General features: G+C 57.6%; 10 protein-coding genes. All 10 read right to left on the reverse strand.

Going from position 1 to position 15968, the window contains the following annotated elements; all coding sequences use genetic code 11:
- Positions 1–55: 55 nt before the first annotated feature.
- Positions 56–1864, reverse strand: a complete 1809-nt coding sequence (locus IPM61_16095; protein ID MBK8912829.1) for a M61 family metallopeptidase — start codon at positions 1862–1864, stop codon at positions 56–58.
- 27 nt (positions 1865–1891) lie between these two features.
- Entirely contained in the window at positions 1892–2920 is a 1029-nt protein-coding gene (locus IPM61_16100) for a flavin reductase family protein (GenBank protein ID MBK8912830.1), read from the reverse strand.
- A 303-nt stretch (positions 2921–3223) separates the two neighbouring features.
- Positions 3224–4000 carry a purine-nucleoside phosphorylase gene (locus IPM61_16105; GenBank protein ID MBK8912831.1) on the reverse strand — a complete coding sequence of 259 codons (777 nt, stop codon included), beginning with the start codon at positions 3998–4000 and terminating at the stop codon, positions 3224–3226.
- A gap of 102 nt (positions 4001–4102) precedes the next feature.
- Positions 4103–8404, reverse strand: coding sequence for a DNA-directed RNA polymerase subunit beta' (rpoC, locus tag IPM61_16110; protein ID MBK8912832.1), 4302 nt, complete (start codon positions 8402–8404; stop codon positions 4103–4105).
- A gap of 168 nt (positions 8405–8572) precedes the next feature.
- Positions 8573–12301, reverse strand: coding sequence for a DNA-directed RNA polymerase subunit beta (gene rpoB, locus IPM61_16115; protein ID MBK8912833.1), 3729 nt, complete (start codon positions 12299–12301; stop codon positions 8573–8575).
- 538 nt (positions 12302–12839) lie between these two features.
- The gene (gene rplL / locus IPM61_16120; GenBank protein ID MBK8912834.1) at positions 12840–13220 is read right to left on the reverse strand and encodes a 50S ribosomal protein L7/L12; all 381 of its coding nucleotides are present in this window, start codon (positions 13218–13220) and stop codon (positions 12840–12842) included.
- Between the two features lie 109 nt (positions 13221–13329).
- Entirely contained in the window at positions 13330–13863 is a 534-nt protein-coding gene (locus IPM61_16125; GenBank protein MBK8912835.1) for a 50S ribosomal protein L10, read from the reverse strand.
- Between the two features lie 229 nt (positions 13864–14092).
- Positions 14093–14803, reverse strand: coding sequence for a 50S ribosomal protein L1 (locus IPM61_16130; GenBank protein ID MBK8912836.1), 711 nt, complete (start codon positions 14801–14803; stop codon positions 14093–14095).
- Positions 14804–14925: 122 nt separating this feature from the next.
- A complete protein-coding gene (gene rplK, locus IPM61_16135) occupies positions 14926–15351 on the reverse strand; it encodes a 50S ribosomal protein L11 (protein MBK8912837.1) in 426 nt (141 codons plus the stop codon).
- A 57-nt stretch (positions 15352–15408) separates the two neighbouring features.
- Positions 15409–15948, reverse strand: a complete 540-nt coding sequence (gene nusG, locus IPM61_16140) for a transcription termination/antitermination factor NusG (GenBank protein ID MBK8912838.1) — start codon at positions 15946–15948, stop codon at positions 15409–15411.
- Between the last annotated feature and the right edge of the window lie 20 nt (positions 15949–15968).

The raw sequence follows: 15968 nt of genomic DNA on the forward strand, positions 1-15968 counted from the left end.
AAAATAGTGAAATCCCCCCCCACCTTCCTACCTCCCGTTTTCTTCCTGCGGGCACTTAGCGTGCAAGCCAGAACTCCATCAGCCTTGCTTCTTCTTCGGTTGGTTCTGGCTTCGGGGTCAGCTCCCACACAACCCGCTCCTCCGGCTGCAGGGTTGCTTGATAAACCCTCCCTTCCGTTGCGGCGATAATCTCCAGCGGCTTCCCTGCCAGCAATGCCCCCCGGTAAACAGCGTCCCACTGCTTGCTGCTTCCCACGCGAACTCCGTTCAACGCCAGCACCTCATCATCCGCCCCCAGCCCTGCACGCTCCGCAGGGGAGTCGCGAACAACCCGGCTTACTTTCAGCCCGGTCTTAATCTCCTCAACCTGCATCCCCCCCCATGTGGCAGGGAATGGGCGTTGGTATGGCAACGATTCCCCAAAATGCTGAGCCTCGGCAACGGCAACCCTGCTGCCCCATTCCAACCCGAAACGCCCCAGATATTCGGCAAGGGGAAGCTCGTCGGTGCTGGAAAGCCAGTGGCGCAAGTGCGTCCCAATCTCCACCCCGGTTGCCTGGCCAACAATCTCGATGAACTCATCTTCGGTTAGGCCAACCGCAGGGTTTGCTTCGTAGCGTGCCATCAATGCCCGCATCCCGTCGTCCAATTTTTTTGCGCCGTTCGATTCGGAGATGATGAGAAGGTCCAAGAGCATGAAGATCACCCCCCCTTTCAGATAGTAGCTCACCTGCCGGTTGTTCTGGTCCGGCGTTGGGACGTAGAGCTTCACCCAGGCGAGGAAGGAGCTTTCCTTGATGGACATCGCTTTCCGCCCGGGGATCGCCATCAGCGTGCAGAGGTGATCGGAGCCTAAGGTCCGCAGGTACTCGGCGCGGTTGTAGAAGCCGCAGCGGTAGGTCATCAGGTCGTCGTAGTAGCTGGTACAGCCTTCGGCAAGCCAGAGCATGCTGGAGTAGATTTCGCGGTCGTAGTTAAACGGGCCGAACTCAATCGGGCGGATCCGCTTGATGTTCCACAAGTGGAAATACTCGTGGCACAGCAGCCCCAGGAACTTCACGGCGCGGTCGCTGTCGCCAAAGATTTCCGAGTCGAAAATATTCACCGAGCAGCGGGCGTGTTCCAGCCCGCCATACAGCCCGCTAAGAAGCTGGTTGATGAAGACGTAGCGGTCGTACGGAAGGCTTCCCCACATCTTCACGGCGGTGTCAACAATGATTTTGCATTGCTCAACAATCCAATCGGGGTCGAAGTCGCCCGCGCCAATCACCGCCACCTCGTGCGTTGCTCCGTGGCGGGTGAAGGTGGCCACAAAATGGTCCCCAAGCTCCATCGGCGAATCCACCAGGATGTCGTAATTCAACGCCCCCCACACCCCTTCCCGAACCGGAGAAAGTGGCGTGCTGATTTGGGACCACGGGTTGTGGATTTCCACGTGATGGAGTTCGTTGGTGCGCCCCTGGACGTACATCATCACGTTGGCCGGATTGATGAACGCATGGAACCGATTGATGTGGCTAAGCCGCACCGAACGCTCGTTCCCGTACCAATTCCACGAAGCCCGCACCGTCCCGGCGGTTGGGACCGCAAGGGTGAAACGATTCTTGGAGGTCCATTCTGGAGTAAGCCGCGTTCCGTCCGGCGCGAACACTTGCAGGTCCCCCTGGTTGCTGACGAAGTCGCGAACCTTGTACGAACCAGGTATCCAGTTCGGAAGCGCCAGCGTCAGTTCCCCCGCCTCGGTGTCAATCTCCATCTCCACATTCACCAAATGCTGCGCGGCGTGCGGGAAGCTCAGCTGGTAGCGGATTGCTGCGGTGGTGTTCAGTAGTTGCGCGTCGGTCTGTTCGATGTTGTAGGCCATGAGCGTTCTGTTAAAACTCTGTTGATTCTATTGATTTGGTTGTTGATCTCTCTGTTCAATTGCCGCCAAATGGTGCTCGGGGTGGCGAAGCAATTCCTGGGCAATGGCGCAGTTCCAAGCGTTGGCCACGTCGTTCTTCCGCAGGAATTGTTGGATGATGTGGTGAAGCGTTGCGGTGTCGGATTCCCCCCACTGGTCGCGGCCAATCCGTCCGGCCAAGAAGGCTTGGAACGCTCGGTTCGGCGTGCCAACGCGAAGCTCGGTGGCAAGGTTATCGGGAAGGCTTGCGGGAAGATTTGCAAGCTCCGTTGCAATGAACGCTTGCGCCGCCGCCACGTCGGGAAGCTGCTGAACCCCGGCCAGTTTTGCCAGATCGTTTCCGGTAAGGATGGTGCTTTCCAGCAGGTGGTTGGGAAGCGCGTCGAACCCAATGCCGGTGTGGGTTGGCTTGGCAAGGGTGAACACCGCCGGCCCGCTTGCGCGGCAGTAAAGCGGCCCCCCCATTCGGGCAACAAGGTCCAACCGGTCCGCGCTGGGATATTGGCCGTCGAAGATTGATTCCTGAAGGTGGAACATCACCACTTCGCCAATCAAGATATTGGCCGACCCGGGTCCGCCGCCAACGGGGATATGGTGAAGCAGCTTGCACTCCATCACCATCGGCGATTCGGCCACGCCAAAGGGCTTGATTTTGTGGCTTTCCAGCTTCGTAAATCCAGCCTTCACGAACTCATCCACCCCCTCGGGAAAATCGCACGAAGCAAGGCTGATCTGCTCCACCATCGAATAGCTCACCACCGAGATGGTGAACTCGCCCGTTGCCAGCACGTTCAGCAATGTGTGCTTGGGGCTGCCGTCCGTCCCCCGAAACGCTGGGGAGAACGCAACCACCGGAGGATTCGCGCCGAAGGCATTGAAGAAGGAGAAAGGGGCAAGATTCGGGCGGCCATCGGAATCCACCGTTCCGGCAAACGCAATTGGGCGCGGCGCAACGCAGCTCAGCAAATAACGGTGCGACTCGCTGTGATGGATAGTGGCTGGATCAATGTGGCGCATCGGCAGGATTGAAGGATTTGCGAAGAGGTCCCGGCTTGTTGGCAGGGCAAAAGTACAAAAGGAGGAAATGGGATTTCGTAAAGAGCTGAGGCAGTGCAAGAACCTTCGGTAGCCGCCCCGACATGAAGTCGGGGTTTATAAAAGGTCGGTAGCCGCCCCGACATGAAGTCGGGGTTCATAAAAGGTCGGTAGCCGCCCCGACATGGAGTCGGGGTTCATAAAAAGTCGGTAGCCGAAGGTCTTTAGCCTTCGGTGTCTTGGCAGGCTAAAGACCTGCCGCTACCCCGATAAAGATCGGGGCCGCTACCCCGACCCAGTCGGGGCCGCTACCCCGTGCAACGCTGCCTCAATTGCTTTCCGCACGTTTCCGAACGCGCTTTGGCCTTGCATCACAACGTGGTGGTGGTCCAGCAGCTCCGCCGGCGTTTCGCTGGCGATGTTGGTGATAAGCGATAAGCCCACCACCTCCATTCCGCACTCCCTGGCGGCGGCGGCCTCCATCAGTGTTGACATCCCAACGGCATCGGCACCAAGCCGGCGAAGCATCCGAATTTCTGCGCGGGTTTCGTAGCTGGGACCGGTCACCATTGCGTAGCTGCCGCGCCGCAGCGCAACGCCCCGGGCCAACGCATCGGCTTCAATCGTGGAGTACCGCTCGGTGCTGAAGCTGGCATGGTTTGGAACCCCGTGCGGGAGCTTCGTCATCGGCATGGCGAAGGCGGACCCAAGCAGCATCAGGTCCCCCACGCGAAGGTGGGGGTTCAATCCCCCGGCGGCGTTGGTCAGCACCAGCAGGCGTGCACCGCAATCGGCGGCGGCCCGAACGGTGGATTCAATCTCCCCGCGCCCAACGCCTTCGTACAGATGCCGCCGCCCAAGTGCAAGAAGGATTCCATCGGTTGGATTCCCAAGCATTGCCAGCACCCCGCGATGCCCAGCCACGCTGGTCGGGAGCGTGGCAACCGGGGTCAGCGCGGCTTGGGCGAACGCATCCCCCATGCCGCTGCCAAGCACCACCAGTGCTTTCAGCCGTTCGGCCCCCACAAGCGCGCACCGTGTGCGAAGCAGCAATCCATCCATGCCAAATTCATCACCGATTGAATGATCCTGGAAACCACAAACCCCCGGTGAATTGCTTCGCCGAGGGCTTGGGATTGATATGCGGCCACCACCAGTGGTGGATTACACCCCGAACAAGACTTTCGAGACCTTCGACGGAGCCGTTGCTGGAAGGGCTTGCTTCCGGTCGGCGGTGTCAATGGCGTTGTCGTTCTTGCTGGTGACAAGGATGTCGCGATAGCTTTTCAATCCGGTCCCTGCCGGAATCAAGCGACCCATGATGACGTTCTCCTTCAAGCCATGGAGGTTGTCAATCTTGGCTTCGATTGCGGCATCGGTCAGCACCTTCGTTGTTTCCTGGAATGATGCTGCCGAGATGAAGGATTCCGTGGTCAGCGATGCTTGGGTGATACCAAGCAGCAATGGCTCGGAGGTTGCCGGCTCGGCATCGCGTGCCTCGATCAAGGTTTTCCCTTTCTTCTTCAGCTCGGCGTTCATCTCCCGAATCTTCCGGCGCAGCACCAGCTGCCCGGCCTTCAGGCGGCTGTCCCCCTTGTCCATAATCACCACGTGGTTCTTCATCTCCTCGTTCTCCTCTTGGAACTTGAAGCGGTCCACCTGGTCCCCTTCCAGGAATCGGGTGTCGCCTGGGTCCTGGATGCGCACCTTCTGCATCATCTGCCGGACAATCACCTCGATGTGCTTGTCGTTGATGTTCTGCCCTTGCATCCGATAGACTTCCTGAATCTCGTTGACGATATACTCCTGCACGGCGTTCACCCCCATGATTCGTAGGATGTCGTGCGGGTCAATCGAGCCGTCGCTGATCTGCTCGCCAGAACGGATGAAGTCCCCTTCCTGCACCAGCACGTGCTTGCCGAAGCTGACGGTGTACTCGGTGCGGGTGTAGCCGTCAAGGGAGGTCACCACCACCACGCGGTTGCCGCGCTTTGGTTTGTCGAAGCTGACGATTCCGTCAATGTCGCTGATAACCGCCGGTTGCTGTGGCGAGCGTGCCTCGAACAACTCGGTAACGCGGGGAAGACCGCCGGTGATGTCACGTGTTTTCCCAACGTCGCGGGGCATCTTGGCAACCACCGTTCCGGGCTTCACCATCTCCCCATCTTCCACGTTGATGTGGGCACGAACGGGGATGATGTATGGCTGCAGCACCTGCCCGTTCTCATCAACGATTTCGATGGTTGGGCTTTTTGTACGATCCTTGGAGTCAATCACCAGCTTGGTGATGTATCCGGTCTGCTCGTCGGCCTCGTCGCGGTACGTGACGTTCGGGATAAGGTCACGGTAGCGGATGTAGCCTTCTTTGTCGGTGATGATGACGTTGTTGTACGGGTCCCATTCGTACAGCACCGAACCTTTCTGCACACGGTCGCCATCCTTTACGTGAAGCTGCGAACCGTAGGCAACATCGTAGCGGTGGATCACGCGGTTGTCGGCATCCAAAATGGCAATGGCACCGGCGCGGCCTGTCACCACGCACTCCACTTTTATCTCGCCGGTGTCGGCATCTTCTTCTTGGCGTTCGATGAACTTGATCCCTTCGTACTGGACGCGCCCTTCGTTCTTGGTTTGGACGGTACTTTGTGCCGAGATCAGCGACGCCGTTCCACCGGTGTGGAAGGTGCGAAGCGTAAGCTGGGTTCCTGGTTCACCGATGGACTGAGCGGCAATGATGCCAACCGCTTCCCCAACGTCCGAGAGTTTGCCAGTGGTGAGGTTCACCCCGTAGCAACGTCCGCAAATGCCCCGTTTGGCTTCGCAGGTCAGCACCGAGCGGATCAGGATCATCTCCAGCGGCGTTTCGGAAATCGCAGCGGAGATATCGGGGGTGATGATCTGTCCCCCTTTGACGATCACATTGCCGCTGATCGGGTCAATCACGTCCTCCAACGCCACGCGGCCAACAACACGCTCGTGCAGATGCTCCTTGATATGCTCGCCATCTTTCAGCGCGTACATCTCGATACCGCGAATGGTTCCGCAGTCAAGCTCGCTGATGATGGAGTCCTGGGCAACGTCAATCAAGCGGCGGGTAAGGTATCCCGCGTCGGCGGTTTTCAACGCCGTGTCGGCCAAGCCTTTGCGTGCGCCGTGGGTGCTGATGAAGTACTCCAGAATGGAGAGGCCTTCCTTGAAGTTCGCGGTGACGGGGTTCTCGATCAGCTCACCGATACCACCGCTCAGCGATTTCTGCGGCTTGGCCATCAGCCCGCGCATTCCGGCAAGCTGGCGGATCTGCTCTGTGGATCCGCGGGCCTTGCTGTCCAGCATCATCCAGAAGGTGTTAAATCCGTCGTCGGCGTTTTTCAGCTCGTTCACCACCACCGAAAGGACCCGGTTGGTGGCGTTGGACCAGATGTCAATCACCTTGTTGTAGCGTTCGCCGTTGGTGATAACGCCTTCCAGATAGAAGTTCTCGATACGGTCAACTTCGTTCTGGGCCTTGCCGATAATCTCATCCTTCTCATGGGGGATGATAACGTCCGAGATGGAGACCGACAGCCCCCCTTTGGTGGCGTAGGTGAAGCCCATCTCCTTCAGGTCATCAAGGAACTTCACCGTCTTCAGCAGCCCCGCTTTGCGGAAGCATTCGCTGATAAGGCGGGTAAGCTCTTTTTTCGTCAGCAGGATATCCAGATACCCCAGCTCCTTCGGCACAATGAAGTTAAAGATGACGCGACCCGTTGTGGTCTCGATCAACGTTCCATCAATCCGAACTTTGATGCGGGCATGAAGATGCAGCCGCCCGGTGTTGTAGGCCACCACCACTTCCTTTGGCGAGGAGAAGGTTTTCCCTTCGCCGGCAACGCCGGGGCGGGCTTTGGTGACGTAGTAGCAACCAAGCACCATGTCCTGCGACGGCACGGTGATCGGGTCCCCGGATTGTGCGGAGATGATGTTGTGCGACGACAACATCAGGAGCATTGCCTCAAGCTGGGCATCGTGGCTTAGTGGCACGTGCACGGCCATCTGGTCGCCGTCGAAGTCGGCGTTGAAGGCGGTACAGACCAGCGGGTGAAGCTGCAACGCCTTCCCTTCAATCAGCCGCGGCTGGAACGCTTGGATACCCAAACGGTGAAGGGTTGGGGCGCGGTTCAGAAGCACCGGGTGGCCGTCAATCACAATCTCAAGGATGTCGTAAACCTCGGTGGTCTTCCGTTCAACAACCTTCTTTGCCGACTTCACGGTCTTTGTGTGCCCGCGTTCAATCAGCTTGCGGATGATGAACGGCTTGAACAGCTCCACAGCCATATCCTTCGGCAGGCCGCACTCGTGCAGTTTCAGTTCCGGGCCAACCACAATCACCGAACGTCCGGAGTAGTCAACGCGCTTCCCAAGCAAGTTTTGGCGGAAGCGGCCTTGCTTCCCTTTCAGCATGTCACTCAGGGATTTCAGCGCCCGCTGCGAATCGCTGCGGACCGCCGAGCCACGGCGTGAGTTGTCGAACAGGGAGTCCACGGCTTCCTGAAGCATCCGCTTTTCGTTCCGCAGAATCACCTCCGGGGCCTCGATGTCCATCAGGCGGCGCAGGCGGTTGTTGCGGATGATGACGCGGCGATACAGGTCGTTCAAGTCGCTGGTGGCAAACCGCCCGCCTTCCAACGGAACCAGCGGGCGAAGCTCCGGCGGGATCACCGGAATCACATCCAGCACCATCCATTCGGCATTGTTCGGCTCCCCTTCCCCTTCCGGGCGTTCGCGGAACGCGTTCAGAACCCGCAGGCGTTTCAATGCCTCGGCCTTTTTCTGCATGGAGGTTTCGGTGCGGGATTGCTCGCGCAGGACCAGGGCCAGCTCGTCCGGCTTTACGCGCCGCAGAAGCTCCTTAATGCCTTCGCCACCAATCAGCGCGATGAACTTCTTCGGGTCCTCATCCTCCATCTCGGCATTGGTGGGGGGAAGGCTTGCTTTGATGTCAAGGTATTGTTCTTCGGTCAGCAAGTCGTTCACTTGCAAACCGGTTAGGCCTGGTTGGACCACCACGTACGACTCGTAGTACACGATGCGCTCCACGTCCTTGGTGGGCAATCCAAGGACCGCGCCAATTTTGGAGGGGAGCGAACGGAGGTACCAGATATGCACCGCAGGAACGGCAAGGGCGATATGCCCCATCCGTTCGCGGCGGACCGCTTTTTGCGTCACTTCTACGCCGCAGCGGTCGCAGATGATCCCTTTGTAGCGGATCCGTTTGTACTTGCCGCAATGGCATTCCCAGTCGCGGACCGGGCCGAAGATTTTTTCGCAGAAAAGCCCGTCTTTTTCGGGGCGGAACGAGCGGTAGTTGATGGTTTCCGGCTTGGTGACTTCGCCGTGCGAGCGGTTCAAGATGTCATCGGAGGATGCCAGCTTGATCATGATCCGGCGGAAGTTCTGCCCGACGATCTGATTCGGTTGTGTGAACACGATGATCTCCCGGTTTATAAGTTCAGTGCTTCGTTAGTCAACTTTTCATTGGTTTGCATTGGCGCAGTGCGCCCGTGCCATCACGCTGCTTGGGGGTTCTTGCACGCCGCTTCCTCCATCGCGCTGATGGAGGAAAGCATGGCGGGCGGATTGCTTCAGCTTTCGCCGTTAGTCAATCTTCACCTCAAGCCCAAGCCCTTGAAGCTCGCGCACAAGCACGTTGAAGGATTCCGGAATGTTTGGTTCCGGCAGGTTCTCCCCTTTCACAATGCTTTCGTAGCTCTTCGAGCGGCCATGGACGTCGTCGGATTTTACCGTCAGGATTTCCTGCAGCACGTTCGACGCGCCGTAGGCTTCCAGCGCCCAGACCTCCATCTCCCCAAATCGCTGCCCGCCGAACTGCGCCTTTCCGCCCAGCGGCTGCTGGGTGATAAGACTGTACGGGCCGATTGAGCGCGCGTGGATTTTATCCTCGACAAGGTGGGAGAGCTTCAGCATGTAGATCACCCCAACGGTCACCTGTTGGTCGAAGCGTTCGCCGCTGCGTCCGTCGTACAGGTCGGTTTTGGCCGAGCGGTCAAGGCCCGCTTTCTCCAGCCAATCCATCACATCGCCCCAGCGTGCGCCGTCGAAAATTGGCGTGGCAAAACGGACGCCCAGCCGAAGCCCAGCCCAGCCCAACGCGGTTTCGTACAGCTGCCCCAGGTTCATACGCGACGGCACGCCAAGCGGGTTTAGCACGATGTCAATCGGGGTTCCGTCGGGAAGGAATGGCATATCCTCCACCGAAACGATCTTGGCCACAACGCCTTTGTTTCCGTGGCGGCCGGCCATCTTATCCCCCACTTGCAGCTTCCGCTTTTTGGCAACATAGACCTTTGCCATTTGCAGGATTCCAGGCTGAAGCTCATCCCCCTGCGCCACCTTGTTTTTCTCGATGCGGATGTCGTCCTGCACCAAGTCAACAATCGCGCGGAAGTTTTGGTAGGCTTTGCGAACAAGGCTGTTTTTCCGCTTGTTCTCCACCCACGGGTCTTCGGTGCTCCAAAGGCCAACGTCCAATCCATCGGCCAGCTTGGTGGTGAAGGTGTCGGCCTTCAGCCCGGTTCCGGCGCGGATGATGGTGGTTCCGCTTTCATCGCGGATTCCCAACGAGGTCTCGCCATCCAACAGAAGCCCCAATTTTTCGGCAAGCATCTTGCTGTAGCGGTCCAGCTCCTCGATCAGCTTCCGGTCCAGCATCTCCTGCCGTTTCTTCTCATCCTTGCGGATGTCGGTGTCCTTCTTGATAACCCGGCGGCTGAACAGCTGCGATTGGATCACCACACCTTTAATCCCCGGCGGGGTTTTTAGCGATGCGTCCTTGACGTCGCCAGCTTTGTCGCCAAAGATTGCGCGCAGCAGTTTCTCTTCTGGCGTTGGGTCCGTCTCCCCTTTTGGGGTGATCTTACCAACCAGAATATCCCCTTCGGTTGCCTCCGAACCGATGCGGATCATCCCTGCTTCATCAAGGTTCCGAACGGCTTCTTCGGAGACGTTGGGGATTTCGCGGGTTAGCTCCTCTTCGCCACGCTTGGTGTCGCGGACGTGGGTGGTGAACTCCTCGATGTGCACCGAGGTGTAGATATCCTCGCTTACCACCCGCTCGCTGATAACGATAGCGTCCTCGAAGTTGTAGCCGCGCCACGGCATGAACGCCACCAACAGGTTGCGGCCCAAGGCAAGCTCGCCATCTTTTGTTGAGCTTCCATCCACAAGAACATCGCCGGCGGCAACGCGCTGGCCTTCGCGGACAAGGGGCCGCTGGTTGATGCAGGTGTCCTGGTTGGTGCGGAAGAACTTGACCAGCGGATACTCCTTCACCCGGTCGTCAACAAAGCTGACAAGCTGGTCATCCTTGCTGAGGGTTTGGTCATACTCCACGATGATCTTGGTGGAGTCAACGTATTTCACCACGCCGTCGCGCTCGGCAACGATCAGTGTGCGGCTGTCGCGGGCGATCTTCCACTCCATGCCGGTTCCCACAATTGGGCGTTCTGGGCGGAGCAACGGGACCGCTTGGCGTTGCATGTTGGACCCCATCAGCGCACGGTTTGCGTCGTCGTGCTCCAGGAACGGAATCATTGCGGCTGCGGCCGAGACCATCTGGTTTGGCGCGATGTCGGCATACTGAATCTGGTGCGGTTCCACCATCACAAAGTCGCCCGACTGCCGCGCCCGAACGCGGTCCACGGTGATGTTGCCATCCTTGTCGGTTTCAATCGTTGCGGTGGCAATGATTGAGCCTTCTTCAAGATCGGCGGAGATATACTCAACGTCGTCGGTCACCCTGCCGTCAACCACTTTGCGGTATGGCGTTTCAAGGAAGCCGAAGCCGTTGATGCGGGCATAGATGCAGAGCGATGAAATAAGGCCGATGTTCGGACCTTCCGGCGTTTCAATCGGGCAAAGGCGGCCGTAGTGGGTGTAGTGAACGTCGCGAACCTCGAAGCCAGCGCGTTCGCGGGTAAGGCCGCCGGGTCCCAACGCGGACATACGCCGCTTGTTCGTTGTCTCGGCCAGCGGGTTTGTCTGGTCCATGAACTGCGACAGCTGGTTGGTGCCGAAGAACGTGTTGATAACCGACGTGACCGTCCGGGCGTTGACCAATTCCGAAGGGGTGAAGTTCTCCGCATCGTGGATGTTCATCCGCTCCTTGATCGTGCGGCCCATGCGTGCCATGCCGATATTCACCTGCGCGGCAAGTTGCTCCCCGACGGTGCGGACGCGGCGATTCCCCAAGTGGTCAATGTCGTCCACCTGGCGTTTCCCTTGCTGAAGATCAATCAGATATTTGATGATGGAGACGATGTCCTCGCGGGTAAGGGTCGTCTGGTCGCTCGGGATTCCTAATCCCAATTTTTGGTTGATGCGATGCCGCCCAACTTCGCCAAGGTCGTAGCGTTTTGGATTGAAGAAGAGCTTCTCGATCAGTGCGCGGGCGGTCTCCAAATCTGGAGCTTCGCCGGAGCGGAGCTGGCGGTAGATTGCCTCCAAAGCATCTTCTTCGCTGCGGGCGATATCCTTCTGGATCGTTTTAACGATGATGGAGTCGGACTGGGAAGCCTCAAGGGTGTACAGCTGCACGGTTTCCGCGCCGGAGGCTTGGAACCGCACGATCAGCTCTTCGGTCAGGATGGCATCGCGGCCGATGATGATCTCGCCGGTTTCCATATCAATCACGTCGCCGGCAATCACGCGGTCCACAAAGTCTGCGTTCAATTCCGAGACAGCAACGTCTTCGGTCAGATTGAAGAGTTGCAGCAGGTCGTCATCGCTGCTGAAGCCCAGCGCACGCAGAAGCGTGGTGACCGGGAATTTTTTCTTGCGGTCAATGTAGGCGTACATCACGTTTTGGATGTCGGTGGTGAACTCCACCCACGAACCACGGAACGGAATGATACGAGCCGAGAAGATGCGCGTGCCGTTTGGGTGCATGGCATCGCTAAAGAACACGCCCGGGGAGCGGTGAAGCTGGGAGACAACCACCCGCTCGGCACCATTGATAATGAAGGTGCCGCGCTCGGTCATCATGGGGATGTTCCCAAGATAGACCTCTTGCTCAACGGTTTCGATAAAATCGTCGGAATCGGGTTCGGCTTTGGAGCTAAGGCGCAAGCGGGCTTTCAGCGGGACAGCAAAGGTAAGTTCGCGGTCGCGGCATTCAATCTCGCTATACTTTGGCCGCTCGATCCGGTATTCCAGATACTCCAGCGTAAAAATTTCGCGAGCATCGGTGATGGGGAAATTGCCAGCAAATGCCGATTGCAACCCCACCATTTTGCGTTCGGCAGGGGGTATGTCGGCCTGCAGAAACTCCCGATATGCGGCCACCTGCACATCCAGCAGGTCCGGCATATCCAACAAATGCTTAACGCGGGAGAACGTGATGCGCCCGTCGTTTTGGTTGATCGTTGGTGCGTTGGTTGTCACAGGTATGATCCTCCGATCTATCAGAAAAGTTGCAAGGTCACGTCAGACAAAAAAAGGACTCGTCCCGATCCTGACCGAATCGCGAAGAATCCTGAAAACTGCTGTGTGTTTGTAAGAGCGATCTTGATGTGCGTGTGTGCGCTGAGCATGAGCGTTTGGGCCGGGCAACAGCGGGCAGGGGGCGCGATGGCCTTCAGCGGCTGGCGCGTTGGGATCGGTTTCCCCCCTTCTGTTGCTTCACGGCCGTGAAGATACGGCGAACGGTTGACGGGGCAAACAGCCGTTGTATTGCCCCGCTGCCAAAAATATTGGCACCCTTCACTTCACCATCGAAGATAGAGTTCTCCCCGACAGACGTGGCGTTGCGCGCCAAACGGACTATCGGGGAGATTCAAGATGCGCTCGCAGTGTCGCCGTTCGGTGGCGTGAATGCCACCCCCGGGCGACGCTCGGAACGGGGAGATTACTTCAAGGTAACCTTGGCACCGGCAGCCTCGAGCTTCTTCTGAAGATCTTCGGCTTCGGCTTTTGCAATCCCTTCCTTCACGGCTTTCGGTGCGCCTTCCACCAAGTCTTTGGCTTCTTTCAAGCCAAGCCCGGTGATCTCGCGGACCACTTTGATCACGTTGATCTTCTGTGCGCCGGCGTCGGTCAGCTCAACCGTGAACTCGGTTTGCTCTTCCACGACTGGGGCTGGGCCGCCAGCGGCTGGCATCATGCCGCCCATCATCATTGGTGCAGCGGCGGTGACGCCGAATTTGTCTTCCAAAGCCTTCTTCAGCTCGGAGGCCTCAAGAAGGGTAAGGTTGCCAATCTTTTCGACCAGTTCTTCTACGTTTGCCATTTCTGTATTCCCTAAGAATGTGTGAGTTGTTTGTTCGATGTTCAAGTGCAACGGCTGAAGTTGCGCGAATCCGGTACGGGGCGATTTCCCCTCCCCCCAAGGGCCGGTGTTACGCGGAAACTCCTTCCTTCTTTTTGGCGACCTCTTCAATCACCGACGACAGGTCGCGCATGACGGCGTTAATTGAGCCAACAATGCCGGAGATCGGAGCCTGCAGCGAGCCAACGATAGCGGCCAGCATATCCTTCCGTGAAGGCATGGCGGCAATCTCGGCAAGGCGTTTGCCTTCAAAGACTTCTCCTTCCAGCACCGCAAAGTTCAGTTTCGGAAGCTCAGTTTTTGGATCAATGAACTCCTTCAACACGCGGGCAGGGGCTGCGGGATCATCATACCCGAGGGCGATGCCGGTTTGCCCGACAAAGCGGCCAAGGATGTGATCGTAGCCGCCACGCTCCTGCAGCGCACGCTTGATCAGCGTGTTTTTGGCAACCTTGTACTTCACCCCCGCTTTCTTGAATTCGCGACGCAGGCGGATGGTGTCGGCAACATTCAGCCCCGTGAAGTCAATGGAGTAAATTCCACTGGCTCCATCCATCATCTCGGCCACATCGGCGACGACTTGTGCTTTCTGTTCTCTGTTCATAGTCTTCGGTGAGCGATCTGGCTCACGGCTATCATGGTAATCTATGTTGATCCCGGATCGGGCCGATGATGGAACTATGGTTACGTTGGAGAAGCCTTGCCCCGTGTTATCGGGAAGCAAGCCAAACGCACGCAAGAATCATCGGAACGCCGGAGTAAGCGGAACCCCTTCTACCAATCGTTGAGCATCATGGATCGAAGGGGGAGTGCGTAATCGAAACGTAGAGAGATTAGTGGTGGTCGGCAACACCCGTGAAGGTGGCCTCCAGCACCGGAACCCCAGGCCCCATGGTGGAGCTAAGCGTGATGCCACGGACGTATTTTCCTTTGGCCGTCTGTGGTTTTGCGCGAAGGATGCTTCCAACAAAACTTTGGATGTTATCCATCAGCTTATCAAGCTCGAACGAGGCTTTGCCAACCGAAGCGTGAACCACGCCAGCGCGGTCAACGCGGTACTCGATTTTACCGGCTTTCACCTCACGTACGGCTGTGCCGACGTCGGTGGTGACCGTTCCCGATTTCGGGTTTGGCATCAGGCCGCGCGGGCCAAGGATTTTGCCTAGCTTGCCAAGCTCGCCCATCACATCGGGAGTAGCGATGATAACGTCAACATCGGTCCACCCCCCTTTGATCTTCTCCAGCATATCCTCGAACCCGACGTGATCGGCACCGGCCTCGCGAGCGTCTTGCTGCTTGGCTTCGCGGGTGATGACGGCAACACGGACGGTTTTGCCGATACCGTGCGGCAGCGATACCGTTCCACGAACCATCTGGTCCGCCTTACGCGGGTCCACACCAAGACGAATGGCGATATCTACCGACTCGTCGAACTTTGCCGTTGCGTTCTCCTTGACAAGTTGAACCGCCTGGCGAAGCTCGTACGGGTTGTTCTTATCAACCTTGCGAGTGATGTTGCTGAATCGTTTGCTATGCTTTGACATATCTAAAATCTTCAATCCATCCGCCGCGTTGTTGCGGGGAAGTCAAATGGTGACTGTGTGGAGAACGTCTTGGCGCAGAAGCCGCCGTGCTTGCTTCGGAAGCGGAGCCGGGGCGCGGGGAATTAGTCTTCGACGGTGATGCCCATCGAGCGTGCTGTTCCGGCCATCATCGAGACCGCGCTTTCGATGGTGTCGCAGTTCAAATCGTTCATTTTCAGCTTGGCGATCTCTTCCAACTGCGAACGCTTGACCTTGGCGACTTTGTTGCGGTTTGGCTCGGCAGAACCTTTCGGGATGCCAAGTTCTTTGATAATCAAGACCGCAGCGGGTGGGCTTTTTACAACAAACGTGAAGGTTTTATCGGAGTAGAAACTGACGAGAACTGGTGTCAGAATCCCCCCATCCTTCTGCGTTTTTGCGTTGAACTGCTTCACGAACTCCATGCCGTTCAAGCCGCGCTGACCGAACGCCGGACCAACGGGCGGAGCCATTGTTGCCGAACCTGCGGTGATCTGGAGCTTGAACGTGCCGAGTAATTTCTTTGCCATGACGGAACTCTATTTGCTGTTGCTATGTTCTCTGCTTTCCTATTCTATCACGGAGCCTTATCGCTCCATCTCCACTTGCGAAAAATCCAATTCCACTGGGGTTTTGCGCCCGAAAATGGAGACCTCCACTTTCAGTTTTTGCTTGCTCATATTGACTTCGCGAACCACACCGCTGAAGTTGTTGAACGGTCCTTCGATCACCTTCACCGGGTCGCCTTCGCGGAAGGCATCCACGATCGTCTCCACGTGCTTCCGCTCCTCCACCCTGTCCAAAATTTTATTGATCTCATCCGGCTGAAGCGGGGTTGGTTCGGTTTTGGTTCCAACGAAGCTGATAACCGAAGGAGTGTTTTGGATCAAATCTTTCACCTTCTTGTTCAGCACCGCCTCGACCAACACATACCCTGGCAAGAAATTTTTCTGGCGGGTTCGTTTTTTGCCGTCGCGAACTTCAAAGACTTTTTCAAGGGGGATCAGGACGTTGGGGACAAGCTCATCAAGCCCAAGCCGCTTAATTTCGCTATCCAGAATCTGCTTCACACGAAGTTCGTGCCCGGAGTAGGTTCGGATAGCGTACCAGCGGCGCTGAATCGCCATTTCGCCGCCAGCGGTTGCCG

This window comes from Chlorobiota bacterium (assembly GCA_016710285.1).
Classification (GTDB): domain Bacteria; phylum Bacteroidota; class Ignavibacteria; order OLB7; family OLB7; genus OLB7.

What these genes read in the sequence shown, in the direction of transcription:
- IPM61_16105 (MBK8912831.1), bottom strand. Translation starts at nt 4,000, where the DNA reads ATGGATGGATTGCTGCTTCGCACACGGTGCGCGCTTGTGGGGGCCGAA.
- IPM61_16095 (MBK8912829.1), bottom strand. Translation starts at nt 1,864, where the DNA reads ATGGCCTACAACATCGAACAGACCGACGCGCAACTACTGAACACCACC.
- rpoB (MBK8912833.1), bottom strand. Translation starts at nt 12,301, where the DNA reads ATGCCGGACCTGCTGGATGTGCAGGTGGCCGCATATCGGGAGTTTCTG.
- IPM61_16100 (MBK8912830.1), bottom strand. Translation starts at nt 2,920, where the DNA reads ATGCGCCACATTGATCCAGCCACTATCCATCACAGCGAGTCGCACCGT.
- IPM61_16130 (MBK8912836.1), bottom strand. Translation starts at nt 14,803, where the DNA reads ATGTCAAAGCATAGCAAACGATTCAGCAACATCACTCGCAAGGTTGAT.
- rplK (MBK8912837.1), bottom strand. Translation starts at nt 15,351, where the DNA reads ATGGCAAAGAAATTACTCGGCACGTTCAAGCTCCAGATCACCGCAGGT.
- nusG (MBK8912838.1), bottom strand. Translation starts at nt 15,948, where the DNA reads ATGGCGATTCAGCGCCGCTGGTACGCTATCCGAACCTACTCCGGGCAC.
- rplL (MBK8912834.1), bottom strand. Translation starts at nt 13,220, where the DNA reads ATGGCAAACGTAGAAGAACTGGTCGAAAAGATTGGCAACCTTACCCTT.
- IPM61_16125 (MBK8912835.1), bottom strand. Translation starts at nt 13,863, where the DNA reads ATGAACAGAGAACAGAAAGCACAAGTCGTCGCCGATGTGGCCGAGATG.